This is a genomic window from Oceanobacillus sp. HCA-5259 (genome assembly GCF_037892815.1).
Taxonomy (GTDB): Bacteria; Bacillota; Bacilli; order Bacillales; family Amphibacillaceae; genus Oceanobacillus; species Oceanobacillus indicireducens.
In genome coordinates this window covers 93,686-110,089 of record NZ_JBBKBV010000009.1, presented here as the reverse complement: position 1 = coordinate 110,089, position 16,404 = coordinate 93,686, and the positions used below count along the sequence as shown (strand labels likewise).

13 protein-coding genes are annotated in these 16,404 nt (G+C 39.7%); 7 read left to right on the top strand and 6 right to left on the bottom strand.

Annotated elements, in window-relative coordinates; all coding sequences use genetic code 11:
• The 4 genes from cas7c to cas3 form a co-directional block, all read right to left on the bottom strand.
• Positions 1 to 885: type I-C CRISPR-associated protein Cas7/Csd2 (gene cas7c, locus WKU33_RS07710; protein WP_340454008.1), on the bottom strand; the 885-nt coding region annotated here is incomplete at its 3' end.
• 1 nt (position 886) lies between these two features.
• The gene (gene cas8c, locus WKU33_RS07705) at positions 887 to 2,515 is read right to left on the bottom strand and encodes a type I-C CRISPR-associated protein Cas8c/Csd1 (RefSeq protein ID WP_340454006.1); all 1,629 of its coding nucleotides are present in this window, start codon (positions 2,513 to 2,515) and stop codon (positions 887 to 889) included.
• Entirely contained in the window at positions 2,515 to 3,153 is a 639-nt protein-coding gene (cas5c, locus tag WKU33_RS07700; protein WP_340454004.1) for a type I-C CRISPR-associated protein Cas5c, read from the bottom strand. The genes cas8c and cas5c overlap by 1 nt, the downstream gene beginning before the upstream one ends.
• 19 nt (positions 3,154 to 3,172) lie before the next feature.
• Positions 3,173 to 5,299 carry a CRISPR-associated helicase Cas3' gene (cas3, locus tag WKU33_RS07695; RefSeq protein WP_340454001.1) on the bottom strand — a complete coding sequence of 709 codons (2,127 nt, stop codon included), beginning with the start codon at positions 5,297 to 5,299 and terminating at the stop codon, positions 3,173 to 3,175.
• 640 nt (positions 5,300 to 5,939) lie between these two features.
• Between cas3 and WKU33_RS07690 the strand changes: the two genes are divergently transcribed.
• Positions 5,940 to 6,353, top strand: a complete 414-nt coding sequence (locus WKU33_RS07690) for a VOC family protein (protein ID WP_340454000.1) — start codon at positions 5,940 to 5,942, stop codon at positions 6,351 to 6,353.
• On the opposite strand, the gene WKU33_RS07685 is transcribed toward WKU33_RS07690, so the two are convergent.
• Together WKU33_RS07685 and WKU33_RS07680 are read right to left on the bottom strand one after the other, a co-directional pair.
• Complete coding sequence (locus WKU33_RS07685) at positions 6,341 to 6,535, bottom strand: hypothetical protein (RefSeq protein ID WP_340453998.1); 195 nt, start codon at positions 6,533 to 6,535, stop codon at positions 6,341 to 6,343. The genes WKU33_RS07690 and WKU33_RS07685 overlap by 13 nt on opposite strands.
• A gap of 28 nt (positions 6,536 to 6,563) precedes the next feature.
• Positions 6,564 to 8,138 (bottom strand): bifunctional metallophosphatase/5'-nucleotidase, encoded by a 1,575-nt coding sequence (locus WKU33_RS07680; RefSeq protein ID WP_340453996.1) that lies wholly within the window; start codon positions 8,136 to 8,138, stop codon positions 6,564 to 6,566.
• 547 nt (positions 8,139 to 8,685) lie between these two features.
• Here WKU33_RS07680 and WKU33_RS07675 point away from each other — a divergent pair.
• The 6 genes from WKU33_RS07675 to WKU33_RS07650 all read left to right on the top strand — a co-directional run bounded on the left by WKU33_RS07675 (position 8,686) and on the right by WKU33_RS07650 (position 16,395).
• The gene (locus tag WKU33_RS07675) at positions 8,686 to 9,705 is read left to right on the top strand and encodes a phosphate/phosphite/phosphonate ABC transporter substrate-binding protein (protein ID WP_156855256.1); all 1,020 of its coding nucleotides are present in this window, start codon (positions 8,686 to 8,688) and stop codon (positions 9,703 to 9,705) included.
• Positions 9,706 to 9,789: 84 nt separating this feature from the next.
• The gene (phnC, locus tag WKU33_RS07670; RefSeq protein WP_340453994.1) at positions 9,790 to 10,572 is read left to right on the top strand and encodes a phosphonate ABC transporter ATP-binding protein; all 783 of its coding nucleotides are present in this window, start codon (positions 9,790 to 9,792) and stop codon (positions 10,570 to 10,572) included.
• Positions 10,565 to 11,377, top strand: a complete 813-nt coding sequence (gene phnE, locus WKU33_RS07665; protein ID WP_340453992.1) for a phosphonate ABC transporter, permease protein PhnE — start codon at positions 10,565 to 10,567, stop codon at positions 11,375 to 11,377. Before phnC ends, phnE (WKU33_RS07665) begins: the two co-directional genes overlap by 8 nt.
• Before the next feature lie 14 nt (positions 11,378 to 11,391).
• A complete protein-coding gene (phnE, locus tag WKU33_RS07660) occupies positions 11,392 to 12,198 on the top strand; it encodes a phosphonate ABC transporter, permease protein PhnE (RefSeq protein ID WP_340453990.1) in 807 nt (268 codons plus the stop codon).
• 180 nt (positions 12,199 to 12,378) lie between these two features.
• Positions 12,379 to 13,542, top strand: a complete 1,164-nt coding sequence (locus WKU33_RS07655) for an RNA-guided endonuclease InsQ/TnpB family protein (RefSeq protein ID WP_340453988.1) — start codon at positions 12,379 to 12,381, stop codon at positions 13,540 to 13,542.
• Positions 13,543 to 13,794: 252 nt separating this feature from the next.
• Positions 13,795 to 16,395, top strand: a complete 2,601-nt coding sequence (locus tag WKU33_RS07650; protein WP_340453986.1) for a DUF3945 domain-containing protein — start codon at positions 13,795 to 13,797, stop codon at positions 16,393 to 16,395.
• The last annotated feature ends 9 nt before the right edge of the window (positions 16,396 to 16,404 follow it).

The window sequence follows — 16,404 nt, the reverse complement described above, 5'->3', positions numbered from 1 at the left end:
CACACCTTGTGGAAGTGTTTTATTAGTAAGGACCTCATAGTCTTTATAAGAACGTGGAGCAGTGTTTCCTGTTTTGTTTTTAATATCAACTTTTTCAAATAAAAGATGGGAAGGAGCATTGCCATATGGGCTTTCATGTTTGAAAACGTATAATCCTCTACATGCTAACCGGCCTCGTGAGGCTGAATGGTCTAGATCCCACATATTAATAAGGGCGTCCCAAAATATTTCTAAATCTTGTTCTTGGATCCCAGTTTGCATAGCGAAGGCGGGGGTGAAAAAGCCGTAAGCTTCATATAGGCCATACGGTAAGTAGGCTTTCCGTCCAAACTGACCGTGTCGTGCTTCTGTTTCGTCTTCCGAAATTACTCCTTTTTTCTTTCCATCTTCTGCATTTGTCAGTGCAACCCTTGTGATTGTCATATCGAAAGGAGTTACTGGATCAATCGAACGGGCAAAGGTTAACTGCATTGGACCACGAACTTGGCCGGCATTATATTTTGTTGAAGACATTACAGCTCCGAACATGCGGGTATCGTAGTACTGTTTGCACATCCAGTCACGAGCGTTATTTACAATATTGGATTCTTGAACTTCAACTGTTTCTTCATTGATTGCTTCATATGCTTTCTGTTGTTCATTTGTCAGGATGCCGCGATGTTTTACGAAAATATCGAAACCTGGCTGGTCTCCTCGGGTGATTTGGATATAGTCGCGAACTTTTCTTTTGATTGCGACGTCTGTTACGATACCTTGCATAGTTTCAGGGTCTACACGAGGTAAGTTACCTGCATCTGGATCCCCGTTGGGATTACCGTCTGTTACGTCAAATACTAGTTTAAAGTCATATCGTTTTGTTGGATCAGTTAATTGAGAGAAATTCACCTTATTTTTCCCCTTCCAATTCTTTATTTTTTGTCACACCTTGGAGTTGATGAAAGTATCCTAAGGAAAACTCAGCTTGTTCTTTTAAATTTAGGACCGTTGGAAAATCGTTCAAACCACCTGCTATCTCTCGAATTTTACTCGAATAGAAGTTTGCCGTTCTATCTGATATTTTCTTTCTAACCGTATTCAAATGTGCCTGACTATTTTTTATTAATAAACCAAATATTGATTTTGGAGCTGTCGAAGCAGAACCAAAATAACGAGATGATAGTCTTTCTCTCGAATTAGTTGCTTTCTGCTGTAATTCTTCCAATACAGCAAATAATCTTCCGCAAAGATAGGGTTGTTCTTTCTTTATTTTTTCCAATTTCCATTCTCCTCTCACTTCTTGACTAATGAGCCAGCTTTGAATTGCTGCACCGTGTTCTGGATACATCACTCCTTTTGCTTGAATTTGTTTTAATAAAGGGATTATAACTTGGTTAGGAAGAGGTCTTCCGAAAAGTAACCATTCCATCCATGTTGTGATTGCGTATGTTTTCATTTGAGTGGTTGGGTTTTGATACATCATAGCAGCTAGACGATAGATACCGAATCGCTTTCCGTTATTCATATCCTGTGCATTGAAAAAACACTCGATATTATGTTGTACATTAGTTAACGAGCCTTCCTCATAATTACGGACGACCATTCGAGATTTATTTGCTGATACTGTTAAAATGCTGAAATCCTTTAAATTGTTGTTTTTTTTGATACCTGAGAAAGCTGAATTCAGTAGTTCTTGAACTTCTTTTTCTGTGGTGACAGAAATTGAGAAAAGGTTATTAAAATTGATTTGCTTTTTATTTCGTACCCAGTACACATAAGTGATATCTTGGATTGGATACATATGCGGACCAACGGCTTTAGCTTTACCTGAGTGATTCTGTAATAAATAGGAGAGGGCTTGACCATATTTTTGCTCACACATAAAACAGATTGGTGATCCGGTTGAAGCTTTCATCCCATGAGATTGATAGGCTGGTTTGTCTGCGGAAATGAGCTTCGTTCTTTGACTTTTTAATGGAAATTCAATTGTGTGTCGCTCCATAACAGCGCCCGTTGTTCCACAAAGCATGCATCTGGTTTTTGTAACTGTATTTGAATCTGGTTGTAGTTTCTTTTTCCAATATGCTTGGATCGTTTCTTTTTCATGCAGGTATGTTTCTACTGGATCACGGAAGATGATAATGTCGCTTCCCTTTAGCTTCCCTGGTAAATTTGGTAAAGGTTTTTGAAGGATGTTATAAAGATTCCAAATGTCTCGGTCATTTGTTTCTTTTGCACAATCTTCTAATAGGGACAGATAGGCTTCATGTTGTTGTTTTAATCGTTTTTTCACTCTGTCGCTTGAGTCTTTATTAGTGAATCCAAAGACATATTCCGCCTTATCGGCAAGTAAAATTGGTTGGATATCGGACGAGCGGCTTTTGTCAGGTATAATACGTTTGTTTTGTTGTTCTTCCTTAATAAAGTGGAGTTTATTGTTATCTATAATTGCAATCCAGTGAAATTCTTTTCGACTATATCCAATGGGAGGAAGATTTGTTTGTTGTTCGGCAAACTCGACTAATCGTTTTAGATACATTATCGGTAAACCTCCTCATAAAGATAACTTGGTACTTTCATAATACCGTTTTTTACTTCAGCATTAAAAAAATACGGAATCGTAACTGAACCTTTTTCAGGATAGCGAAAATCAAAGAACATGGGACCGAGGTTTTCTGTCCAGTTAATCGTTTGATCTTCTTCAGTTGGCAAACTGAATTCGGCAGCACATTCTCTTGTTCCTAAATAGGGTCGATGAAAGCATTGTCCTTTTTCAAGACGTCGTTTAAACATTGCATTATATTTTTCAATTGGATCTTTCGCATGTGGTTGTAGGTGAATTTTTGCTTTAATGATATAAGCAACATCTTTTAACATAAGCGAATGACGGAGCTGTCGGTACTTATCGGTGTAATAATCTTCCGGGTTTTCCATAGTTCGTTTATTGATGGTAGCTTTTGTTGAGACCTCGTTACGGACTATGGAATAAAATGTTGGTTGTTTCAGGGCCTCTATTTGTAAAATTTCCCATCTAAACTCTGGCTTCCATAAAATTGCTTCGAGAACACCACGAGCTGCAGAAGGGGTGATAATGGGATAGCTTACTCGTTCCACTTTTGCCTCGGGTCTTGTGAATAGGGCGTAATCTCCGGTTACTTTCACAGAGAAAACTTGCATGCTAGATCAACTCCTTATTTTATAATTGGTATCCAATATCTGGGTCGTACGTTCCTTCCCATACGTAGATCTCATTTATACATTGGATATCTTGTGATTTTATAGATAACGGAATCATAAAAGGTTGCAGCATTCTTATCCATTCACGTGAGAAAGTTTGCTCCTCGTATATGTCATGGGGGAACCCTGGATAGTTTAAACAAAGTACCGATACTTGATGTTGGTTTTCAATCATTTTAAAATCCTCCGCTACCTCTTTGAATTGGAAAAGCTTGTCTTTGTTTATGTTATACCGATCTAATCCATTATCTTCCATTAGACTGTATAGTTCTCTGAAATAAGTGATACAGGCATCGGGATTGTTGAGTGAAGCAATTCCATATCGGGCTATAAAGGATTTTGTTAGAATCGTTGCTTTTTCGTAATAGGGATCTGTTTTCTGGCGATTGATCAGGTCAAAGAGATAAACATTTCCCCTTTCCAGCACATTTTCTCTGTTGCATCTTCCAGCCGATTGGATAATAGAATCGAATGGAGCATACATCCGAAATACAGCTGGGAATGAGATGTCAATGCCTGCTTCCAAAGCTTGCGTGGATATTACTGCGATCGTTTCTTTATTAGTTGGGTCATTCTGTATCTCTTTAATTTCTTTAATCACACGTAAGCGATGTGCACTACACATGGTAGTAGAGAAATGATAGATTCGATCCCAACTGTTATTTCTATTCATTGTCTGGAAAACCCGTTGTGCTTCTTTTCTTGTGTTAACAATGCATAGTACGGAGGTATGCTCTTTCGCCAACAGAACCAACTCATCTTCTGTAAGCAACTGTTTAATTTCATGGTATTGAATGCGGGATATCGATCGAAACAGTTGTCTTGGTTGCTCGATTATTTCATAAGGATTACCAACATTGGGAAGCACTTTACTTTGTTCGAGTGCGAGTGGAGTGGCACTCATGAAGAGCATTGTGACATTAAAATGTTCCCGTAAAGTTTTTAACATAAATAAAATTGGTTTGAGAACATGGAGCGGTAACTTCTGATATTCGTCCAAGATAATAATACTGTTTGCGATATGATGTAATTTCCTCATTTTGCTTGGTCGATTGTGAAATAAGCTCTCGAAAAGTTGGACGGTAGTGGTTACGATGCAGAAATGAGTCCAATTTTCTGTTGCGAGTCTTTTTTTATCCATCGATTCTTGGGTATCATCAAGGTTAAGTTGGGAATGGTGCTCGATAACATGCTCATTCCCTAAGATTGAACGATACGTTTTACTTGTTTGTTCGGTAAGATTTGTTAGTGGTAATGCAAAAATAATGCATTGCTTATGAAATTCTTTCGCATGGTGCAAAGCAAAAGATAAGGCTGCAAGTGTTTTTCCGCTTCCCGTTGGCGCATGGAGGGTAAAGAAGTTTTCCTTTTTTAAAGCTGCCTGTGTCGCAGCATCGTACACTGTCCTCCGCATATGATTAAGCTGAGATGAAGGAGAATTCTTGGTTAGTTTTTTCATATGTTGTTGTAATTCTGGTAAAAATTCTGCTGGTTCCGGTAGAGTGTAGGAACGTAGATCTGTTTTTTGTTGATTGAAGTATCGTTCTGTATCGAGCCAGTCCGCATCAACTAAGGCGGAAAAGCAAAATCGAGTAAGTGTACTGAAATACCAATGGTAGTCTATCGTTTTTGGAAGTTGGTCTATCTCTTGTAGTGATTGGGTTAGAAGTTTATCTGCTTGCTTTTGTTCTTCGTGTGCTAATGGAACGATCTTTTTTAAAGCATCTGGGGCTCTATCAAGTTTATCTTGTAATTCCGTGAAATTTGGTAATCCAGCGTGGTGCCCTGCAACGATTAAGCTAGCGAGGATTATTATTAATGTATTTTCATTTGGGATTTGATTGAGAATAATGGCTCCTCCAATAGCATGTTGAACGCTGCCACGCTTTTTGTGTGAAGAATTGATATAAATGAAGAAGGGCCTGCTTTTTTTACCTTGGTCATGCATGATGGCAGAGATTTGTCCCAAGGCAAATGGATCAAAGGTTTCAGTGAATTGGAGAACTAAAAATTCAACAGCGTCTCTGTGGTCTTTTAAATAATGCGGTTTCTTGGATTTGTCTGTGGAGATGTGAGCAATATACATATTAAAAACTCCTCCTTTCTATATGTTATTATATAATTCTATTTTGTTAACTAATTCAGATTATTCCACAGATTAGGGTAGATGTCAATAGAGAAAAAGAAAAAAGTGCCCAATTTTGGGCACTTTTTCAAAGAGTGGTTATAAAATAAGATATATTTTCAATCCACGCACCTATACAGGGTGCGACAGTTCTAATAGTAGATTCATTGCGTTAGAAGGAGTCGTTTCAGTCCATATTTTTTATAAAATTTCAATCCACACTCCAAATCTAGGCAATGACCGAGAGAGGTTGACAAATCTATCTCTAACTTACTATATATAGTATCGTATCATCTTCACTATCAATAAGACAAGTTAAAAATCAGAAGTATGCATATATGAAAGACCGCGGAAGTGCGCTTACAAATGGTCGTCTGGATATTTATATAGAGGCGCTCGTTAATAGACTACACATTGAAAAAGAGATTGGGACCAATTTGTATGCCATACAATGGTTAGACTTGAGATTATCTCCGTATTTTGAGACACTTCTCTAATTACATCATTTTTCGAATTAAACAAGTCCAGTCGCTCAAGATTTGATTATTATTTTGCACACCCGCTATAATAGGGAGAATACAATTAAAGGGAGTGTTTTAAAATGGCAGTAGAAGTTTATCTCGTATTTGACGGCGATTGTCGCCAAGCAGTGGAGTTTTATTCACAGGTGTTTGGAACGGAAATCACAGATCTAACTACTTTCGGGGATACACCACAGCATCCCGATTACACACTTCCCGAAGAGGCAAAAAACCGAATCATGCATGCCCGACTTGAAATTAGCGGGAGCAGGGTCATGTTCTCTGATACATTCCCAGGTCAGCCTTTCGAGCAGGGCAACAATGTAACATTGGCATTGCTTAGTGACAAGCAGGACGAGTTAAAGGAATGGTTTGAAAAACTGAAAGACGGCGGAATCGTTGAGATGGAGTTACAGGAAACTTTCTGGAGTCAACTCTACGGACGTGTTACCGATAAATTTGGAATACATTGGCAGCTTAGTCACGAGGTATAATAAAATGCAGTCTCTAATTGAAGGGACTGCATTTTATTAGGATTTGAAAAATCGAAAGGAATTTGGGGTGCAGCTTTCTTAGCTTTGTATAAATCATTGCAAGTAACTTTAAATTCTGCTGTTTTTAAATAATTTTCATCAAATGTCCAGATAGCAGTCTTCTCAATTACAAATTTTGACAATACATACAATACTTGCTTTATCTCTCACTCAAACCTCCACCCAAAAATTCTCCGTCACACTCGCCCGAATTGTTCCCCGCTCCTCTATGTAATTACTAATCAACTCCACCATATCCTGTTGAATTTCTTTTACAACCGGTTTGTTTTTAAACATATCAAAGTCGCCGCCTCCGCTTGCACGGTAATTATTCATGACGACATTGTAATTTCCTTCCATATCTAGTGGTTCGCCCTTGTACGTAATGTTTTCCACTTTGCTTCCTTTAGGGTTTGATACTCGTATGGAATACTCGATCCCTTCCCACATATCATAATTATAATGCTCCGGCTTCGGAATGAGATAATCTGGGTTGACGGTCAACTCTCCATTCGCATCAAGCATGAAATAATTTGCACTTTTTTCCAGTGCTTGTTTGATATCCTTTCCAGTTAGTGAAAGAACGACGAGTGTGTTCGGGAACTTATAGTTTGTAACAATATCACGCATCGTTATTCTCGAAGGAAATCCAGTTGCTTCATTCCCCAGCAGAGCTGTGACTGAAATATCTGCACCTGACGCCTCCATTTGCACCTTTTGCACCAGTTCAATGAAGGGATGCTTATTCACTCTCGCCTTGAATGGGTCCCTGATAATCATATCGCCTTCGATTTTTCCGATTGGTTCATCCAGCCAATTTTGCGTGGATTGCTCCAATTCTTCCATTTCTTCTAAAATAACTGGATCCGCCTGTATCCCTTCTAACGTTTTCACGTCTGCTTGCTTATTTGCTATGACCCAGCTGTCTTCATCCCGCTTGAATGTTACATCAATTTCTCCGTAGGCCTCTCCATTATTTCCTGGCTGAATGACAAGACAATCACGAATTGTACCAGTTAAGGTTCGGTGTTGATGGCCGGTTAAAAGGATGTCGATCCCGTCTATTTTATCCGCCATTTCATACCCTTGGTTTTCACCAGTTAAATTTTCTGTTATATCTCCTGTTTCAACATCCCTTTCGAATCCTCCGTGATAGAGGGCGATGATGAGATCGTAGTCTTCGTTAGATTGTATTTCTTTTACGACATCTTTTAGAGTGGAAAAGGCATCCGCAAATTGTATCCCTTGAATATGTTCCGGTGCTTCCCAATTTGGAATATAATGCGTTGTCACGCCGGTTATCGCCACTTTAATCCCATTACTTAATGTTTTAATGATGTAGGACGGACCAAAATAAGGTTCTCCCGTTTTTTTATCCAATATATTAGCGGATAGCCACGGGTAGTTTGACTGATTGACAGCGTCCTGTAAAATCGTTTTACCAAAATTAAATTCATGATTGCCGGGGACACCTGCATCAAGACCGATTCGATTCATAATTGCAATCATTGGATTCGGTTTTGCTGCATGATTTTTTACGTAATGGGACATCAGTGGCGTCCCTTGAATAAGGTCACCATTGTCGAGCACAATCAGATGCTCATTTTCCTGGCGTTTTTTCCGGGCAAGTGTAGCGTATGTTGCTAAACCGAGCTCTGCCTTTTCGTTTGTTCCATAGTTAATCGGGAGAATATTCCCGTGAATATCGCTTGTATAAAGCACTTTAATAGTCGTTTGTTCCGTCAAGTGTGTTCATCCTTTCCTGGAGAAGTGTTCCTAATAATAGTTTACCAAAAGAAAGCTATATTTTTATAATAAAATATTGTCAAAAACTGTGACATAAGACATAATGAGAATGTAGGGTTTGTCTATTAGTAATATACTTAAAAATAGCAAACGTTAAAACGTGATGGGTTGAGAAAAATGGGCAGCGTGCTAAGGGCAGCATTTGTTTAAACCTTAACACAAGTAGTAAATCTCGTAAAAGTATTGCGAATAAACCGCAAGCACTTTCGTGGAGCTAACCCATTAGAAATTAATAGGTTTCTATATTTAGGAATCCCGTCACTTAAAACAGAAGGGGGCAATTACGAAGCGTTAGGGGAGAGGGAAGCAGCTACATATAATGATGATAATGGAAAAAGAAAACGTTTCAACGTAAAAAAACTTTTATAAAAATTTACAAATGTTTACCTGCCGTTCATAGTTATTTAAGACTTATTTTATAAACTAGTCTTTACCACCATTAAATAAAGAGAGGAAGATTGCTTTGAAGAAATTCTTATATTTATTCATGGTAAGTGCAATTATTGTTGTATTAGCGGCTTGTGGAGGAAAGGATGAAGGAGGATCTTCATCTGGAGAAGATGGGAAAACGTCGATTGACAAGCTATCCATCGGGTTTGTTCCATCAAGAGAGCCAGAAGAAATTATCACAGCAACAGAACCTTTGAAAGATTTATTGAAAGAGGAAATGTCTGCTCAAGGTTATGAAATAGGTGAAATCGATATTACAGTAGGGACAAACTACGAGGCGGTTGGTGAAGCACTTTCAGCTGGGACAACGGATATTGGGCTTATTCCTGGTGGTACATATGTGCTATATGATGATGGTGCAGAGGCCGTTTTGACAGCAACACGTGCTGGATTAAGTATTGAATCTGATGATGCAAAAGAGTGGAATGATAATAAGCCGACAGAAGACTCCGATGAACAGACGACAAGCTACCGTGCTTTGATTATCGCTGGTCCGTCTGCAAAAGGACAGGAATTGTCGGAAAAGGTAAATAATGGCGAAGAGTTAACGTGGGATGATGTGAATAGTGCATCTTGGGCTGTGATGTCTTCCTCTTCACCGGCAGGCTATATTTACCCTGCTTTATGGTTGGATGAAAACTATGGAAATACGATTACGGACCTTGATAATGTAGTAAAATCTGATTCTTATGGAAGTTCATTTGCGCGACTTGCAGCAGGTCAAATTGACGTCATGGTAGCATACGCAGATGCAAGACGTGACAATGAAGACCAGTGGCAAGATGAATTCGGCGGAGAAGGAACGATCTGGGATGAAACGAATGTCATTGGTGTAACTCCTGCTATTTATAATGACACGGTTAGTGTCAGTAAGAATTCTGAAATTATGGATGATGACTTGAAAGCAGCCATTCAGCAAGCCTTTATCAATATTGGTGAGTCAGAAGAAGGACAAGAAGTCATTTCTATCTACAACCACGAAGGATACCAAGAAGCTGATCCAGCCGATTATGACACTGAAAGAGATGCACAGGAAATGGTTCAAAGTCTGAACTAATCAAACGCATCATTCAATAGAATGCTAGTTAAATGAGAGCATCACTTGTTGATGTTCTCATTTTTCAAGATTGGAGAGTAAGAGATGATAGAATTTATCGACGTTGAAAAAACTTATTCGAATAACATGAAAGCACTGGAAGATATTAATTTGCGGATTGAAAAAGGTGAATTCGTTGCGGTTATCGGTCCTTCAGGTGCTGGGAAATCTACATTGCTTCGTTGTATCAACCGAATGCATGATATATCTGAGGGAAAATTAATTGTTGACGGAGTGGAAGTAAACTCATTGAAAGGAAAAGAGATTCGCAAATTCAGGCAGCGTATTGGCATGATTTTTCAATCGTATAATCTTGTTACAAGAATCTCTGTTATAAAAAATGTCCTCGTGTCCTTCGCTCCTAAGCTTCCCTATTGGAGAAAAGTGCTCGGGTTGTATACGAAAGAGCATAAAGTGAAGGCACTGACAGCACTTGACCAAGTTGGAATTTTAGACAAAGCGTATGTCCGAGTTGATCAATTGTCTGGTGGACAACAGCAACGTGTGGCACTAGCACGAACACTCGCGCAGAATCCCGACATTATTCTAGCTGATGAGCCGATTGCATCCCTCGACCCTGTGACAGCTAAACAGGTGATGGATGATTTCACAAAAATAAATCGGGAAACGAATATGTCTGTCATTATCAACATCCACCATGTCGAGATAGCGCTTGAATATGCGGACCGGATTATCGGGATTAGAAAAGGAAAGATTGTTTATGATGGAAAAGCAGAGGATTTAACAGAGGAAAATCTTAATTACATATATAAAGGGCAGACAGAAGAATTGCAATCAAATGAAATGGAGGGGAAAACGGATGTATGATAAAATTTTCCCCCCTGCTAAAATTACACTCCCAAATGGAAAGATCGTTTATGAGAAAAAGTCGCGGGCACCGATCATTCTCGTACTGCTTGTGCTCGCAACGATTATTTCGGTCCGGTTTACAAATTTTGATTTGAATACATTGTTTAAGCGAGGACATGAATTTTTTGTGATAATCGGTCAAATGATTCCACCAAAATGGGATTATTTAAATAATATTTGGAAGCCGCTCCTCGATACCATTAAGATGTCATTATTGGGTTCCATTCTCGGCTCGATTGCTGCCGTTCCAGCGGCTTATTTCGCATCTTCTAATATCGTAAGTAAGCCGGTAGCTGCGGTGGCAAAGTTTTTCCTGAGTATTCTCCGTACATTGCCGACGCTTGTTACGGCATTGATTGCTACTTTTATATTTGGTCTCGGTACATTGGCAGGTACGGTAGCGATTTTCCTATTTACGATTGCTTATGTTGGGAAATTGCTATATGAACAAATTGAAAATGCCAACATGGGATCTTTTGAAGCGATGGAATCAATTGGAATGGGCCGCCTGCAAGCGTTCCGTTATGCGATTTTCCCCCAAGTCTTGCCTAACTACTTGTCAACCTCGCTATTTTCCTTTGAAGGAAACGTCAGGTATGCTGCAATTTTAGGGTATGTCGGTGCTGGCGGGATTGGACTATTGCTAGATGAATCACTTGGCTGGCGCGATTATTCAAGTGTTGGGATGATATTGCTCATGCTGATTATTACGGTATACCTCATTGAAAAAGTCAGCGAGCATTTTCGCAAAAAGTTAATCTAAAGGAGTATATTCATATGGATGCAATCGAAAAACAGCTTCATGCTTCACCGCGAAATTTACGCTATATCCTTACAATAGCCGTACTCATCCTGCTTTTATTTATTTGGTCGCTCACTACTGTGAATCTAGATAATGTATCTGAAAGCGGGTTGGGGATTGCTGCAGGGATTATTGGAGGGATTCTGAATCCAGATTTAGATTTATTATTTAGTTTTACATCCCAGGGTGTGTTGTATTTACTTATTGAAACGATAGCAATTGCTTTTCTCGGTACGATTATGGGTTCGATATTGGCGATTCCGCTTGCGTTCCTATCTGCCTCAAAGATTGTACCAAAACCTGTTGCGAGTGTTACGAGACTTTTATTAATTATCATTCGTACGATTCCGGCTCTTGTTTATGGATTAATGTTTATTCGCGTCACAGGGCCTGGTCCATTTGCCGGTGTGTTGACCATTTCACTTGCATCAATCGGAATGCTCGCCAAATTATTCGTCGATGTGATTGAAGAGCTCGATACAAATATCTTGGAATCTCTTGACTCGATTGGCTGCAATACATTTGAGAAAATCCGTTACGGTATATGGCCACAGCTTTTTTCCATGTTTCTTTCCATCATCATTTACCGTTTCGATATGAACTTAAGAGAAGCATCGATTCTTGGAATTGTAGGGGCAGGGGGAATTGGTGCGCCACTAATCTTTGCGATGAATGCTTACCGGTGGTCTGAGGTTGGTTCGATTCTTATTGGTTTAGTTGTGCTTATCTTATTGGTGGAGTTTTTCTCTAATCGAATTCGGAACAAACTCGTACGGGGGTAGGATATCCATTTTGTTGTATAAACTATAATTTACAGATTTTTAACTAATTAAAACGAGAAGTCTCCCTCCTCTTAGAATGGTGTGGTGGGAGATGAATCGTTTGTTTTGTCAGAAATTATTGATAGTTATTTTCTTTTTGGTTATAATAGAACAAACGTTCCTATTGAGGGGGTGAGTATCATGTATCGTGGAAAGCGAGTTTCTTTTCATGCATCGAAGGAAGCAATCGATCGCTTGTTTGCATGCAATCGTATGTCCGCTTATGTGTGGAATGCTTGTTTAGAAGTTGCTAAAAACCATCATCTGCAAGCAGGTAAGTGGATCAATCGAACCCATTTACAACAAGCAATCAAGAAAATGGTCCCTCTTCACAGTCAAAGTATCCAAGCAGTGGCACATAATTACTTGGATGCCAGAGATAGCACGAAGAAAGCCAGAGAAAAAGGGATTTCTACTGCCCGCTATCCCTACAAGAAAAAACGCCATTATAATACGAAGTGGGTGGACAAAGCCTTCAAAATAGAGGGAAACAAAATCACCTTATCCATGGGGGCTAAACGTAAACCGATTGTTGTCTTCGTCTCGGATTTACCATCTGGCGATATCAAAGAAATCGAGCTTTGTTATGACAACGGCTTATATTTGTCCGTTTCCTTTGATGATGGCCAGCTTCCAGAAGAGCGAGTAGGAACCCAAGAGGCGGGTGTCGATATGGGAGAAATCCATTCCTTCGCTTCGATCGCTGAAAATGGGGAAGGTGTGATTCTGTCTGGCCGGAAGCTGCGAAGTATTCACCGTTTCCGCAATCAAAAGCTAAAAGAACTGCAACGCAAAATGAGTAAATGTAAAAAAGGCTCGAACCAATGGAAAAAATACCAGCGTGCTAAAAAGTACATCCTGTCAAAAAGTGATAAACAATTACGTGATGCGAGTCATAAAATTACGAGAAATTTCATGGAGTGGGCGGTGGAAGAATCGGTCCACACGTTACATGTTGGTGACGCACGAAATGTCAGTAAACATACGAAAAAGAGAAAACGATTGAACAGAACCAATCGACAAAAAATGTCGAATTGGAATGTAGGACAGCTACTAGGTTACCTCGTCTATAAGGCGGAGGCAACAGGTATCCAGGTCGTATTAGTAGATGAATCCTACACCACACAAACATGTCCTGTTTGTCAAAACAGACGAAAACCATCCGGAAGAACCTATACTTGTTCTTGTGGTTACGAGGCGCATCGTGATTTGCATGGTGCAGCGAACATCTTAACGAAATCCAAATACAAAAAGATGCTGCCGGTACCGACAAGCAAGAAGATAACGTATCTACGAGTTGCATAAAACAATGAGTAGTAAATGGCGTGTTCCCGCCCACATGGATTGATGTGTTGCTTATTATGAGATAAAGAACACCCACCACCATCAGGTGGAGCGTCTCCTAACCGATGCGCACGGGAACTCTTTTTCTTTAAGATAAGAAACCCCCATTTCAAAAGATGTTCATCTTTAAGTGGAGGGAGGTTCATTAGGAATACAACAATGATTTGATAGAGTGGATATGAAAAAATAAATGATCTGACTAGGAGGGTAAAAGTGAAAAGAAATGCTTATGCTTTATGGATGTTGCTGCTCACGCTAATCGTAAGTATTACCGTTTTACCAATGCCATTTCAGGCGGAGACAATGGATGACCCAGCTCCAATCATTCAGCCGGAAACCCCAAATGGAAAGAAAGTATTATTTGATAATACCCACGCACAAACGGCTGGACAAGCAGATTGGGTGATTGATGGGGCTTTCTCCGATTTTGCGGAAGGGATAGCCGACAATGGGTATTATGTGGAAGAGTTTCGGAAAAACGGTCCACTAGCTGTAGAAGACTTGGAAGATTATGATGTGTTTGTCATCCCAGAGGCAAATATTCCGTTCAAGAAAAAAGAACAGGATGCGATGATTACGTATGTTGAAAATGGTGGAAGTATATTCTTTATTTCCGATCATTATAATGCGGATCGCAATAAAAATCGCTGGGATTCTTCGGAAGTGATGAATGGCTACCGTCGCGGGGCACATGATGATCCAACGAAAGGAATGTCAGAGGAAGAAAAGAACTCTGAAGCCATGCAAGGTGTGGAAGGGTCCGATTGGCTAAGTGATAACTTTGGTATTCGTTTCAGGTACAATGCCGCGGGAACAGTAATAGCAGATCAAGTAGTGGACCCAGCAGAAACATTTGGGATTACACAAGGTGTGAGCGAAGTAACGATGCATGCTGGTTCGACACTAGCTATAACAGATCCGGAAATAGCAAAAGGAATTCTGTACTTGCCAGAAGGTCTTGATGAAAGCGATAAATGGGGGCCAGCAGTGGATGAAGGAATTTATCATGGTGGTGGAGTAGAAGAAGGTCCCTATGCCGCTATTTCCAAATTGAAGGAAGGTAAAGCTGCCTTTATTGGTGACTCCTCTCCTGTAGAAGATGCGACACCGAAATACCGAAATGAAGAAACCGGTGCAAAGAAAACAACGTATGATGGATTTAAAGATGCTGACAACGGAGAATTACTATTAAATATGATTGATTGGCTAGCAGAGGATGAATCCTATGAGAACTTTGCCGAGGCAGGTATCCCGTTAGATGAACCTTCGCCCTTCTTGGACAAGGAAATACCAGAAAATTCAACAGAACCCGAGGAGGAACCTTGGTCTACACCGTTAGAATCTTATGATTGGTTTGATCCAGCAACATTCGCACCAGGCTCTTTTGGTTCACCAGAAGATCCGGTTGCGGAACCGGAACTATCCTTGAGTTATCCATCTGTTTTACCAAATAACGAGCTCTTTACCATTGAAGTTTTGGCAGAAGGTTTAAATCCCGGGCAAACGATTACGGGGTATAACCTTGGTGTTTATTTAGATGGTGGAAAGCAAGTAGCCAAAGTTCAGAATGCTGATGGAAGCTGGCCTTCTGATTATGGTTATAGTGAACAATTTTCACTTACAGCAAATAGTGACGGTATTGCAAAGCAAACCTTAAACGTACAGCTTGATAAAAATGCGGATGGAAATGCGAATGTACGCTTGCGTAAAGGTTCAACAAACGTCCTTACAAATCCCGCGCTGATTAGAGAAGCGGAAGAAACTGTAAAACTTTCAATTCAGGAAGCTCGTGCTTTAGCGGATGGTAAACCTGTAGAAGTAGAGGGCGTTATTACGACAAAACCAGGACTATTCGGTGGGCAAGGTTTTTATTTACAAGATGAAACGGCAGGCATTTATGTGTTTCAACATAATGAGGCGTTTCGTCCTGGAGATAAAGTGAAACTTGAAGGAGTCGTCTCGACACATCAAGGGTTAAAGCAAATTTCAGATCTTGAGCTAATTGAAGTTATAGGAGAAAGTGAACTCCCAGAATTTGTAGCGGTCGACAAAATAGACGATGCCAACCAAGGGCAGCGTGTTACGATTCAGGGTGAAATTGAAAATATCGTGTCCCACTGGAATGCATTTGAATTTGATGTAAGAAACGGTGAAAATTTGACGAGAGTGCGAGTCGATGACCGAACGAATATATCCTATGAAGCGTTTGTAAGCAATTATGAAGAGGGAGAAAAAGTTTCGGTATCTGGTATCGCTTCGATTTTTCAAGATACGTATCAATTATTAGTAGTGGATGAAGACCATATCCAGAAGACGGCAGATTCTGGTTCTGCCCCAATCATTAACCCTATTCCAGATTTCACGACATTTGATATTACGGAATCTTATCAAATTCCGGTTGATGTGTATGATGAAGATGGAGATTTAGCTCAGGTCATTATTGAGATGGAAGACAATACAATGGAAAATGATATTTCGATTGAGCCTCTAGATTATACACCTGGAAATTATGAAATAAAAATTATTGCACGTGATGAGGCAGGGCATGTCACGGAAGAAGTGTTTCCTGTAGAAGCAATTCTCTCCCTATCTGAACTGGATGAATTAGTGGAATTAGGAGAAGATCAAGGTTATCTCGATGAAAAAATGGAAAAACGGTTATTGAAGAAAGCTATGGATGTTCAAACTGCTAAAAATGAACAAGCGAGAAATGGGAAATGGAATGCATTGGTTAATCAGATTAGAGCGCAATCGGGTAAGAAAATAGAGCAGGGGTATATTGATTATTGGGAAATGCCGGTGGAGATGCGGTAGGTGAATACT

Excerpts from the sequence above, each read along its gene's own strand:
- phnC (WP_340453994.1), top strand. The coding sequence starts at position 9,790 with ATGATAGAATTTATCGACGTTGAAAAAACTTATTCGAATAACATGAAA.
- phnE (WP_340453990.1), top strand. The coding sequence starts at position 11,392 with ATGGATGCAATCGAAAAACAGCTTCATGCTTCACCGCGAAATTTACGC.
- cas5c (WP_340454004.1), bottom strand. The coding sequence starts at position 3,153 with ATGCAAGTTTTCTCTGTGAAAGTAACCGGAGATTACGCCCTATTCACA.
- WKU33_RS07655 (WP_340453988.1), top strand. The coding sequence starts at position 12,379 with ATGTATCGTGGAAAGCGAGTTTCTTTTCATGCATCGAAGGAAGCAATC.
- cas3 (WP_340454001.1), bottom strand. The coding sequence starts at position 5,299 with ATGTATATTGCTCACATCTCCACAGACAAATCCAAGAAACCGCATTAT.
- cas8c (WP_340454006.1), bottom strand. The coding sequence starts at position 2,515 with ATGTATCTAAAACGATTAGTCGAGTTTGCCGAACAACAAACAAATCTT.
- WKU33_RS07690 (WP_340454000.1), top strand. The coding sequence starts at position 5,940 with ATGGCAGTAGAAGTTTATCTCGTATTTGACGGCGATTGTCGCCAAGCA.
- WKU33_RS07675 (WP_156855256.1), top strand. The coding sequence starts at position 8,686 with ATGGTAAGTGCAATTATTGTTGTATTAGCGGCTTGTGGAGGAAAGGAT.
- phnE (WP_340453992.1), top strand. The coding sequence starts at position 10,565 with ATGTATGATAAAATTTTCCCCCCTGCTAAAATTACACTCCCAAATGGA.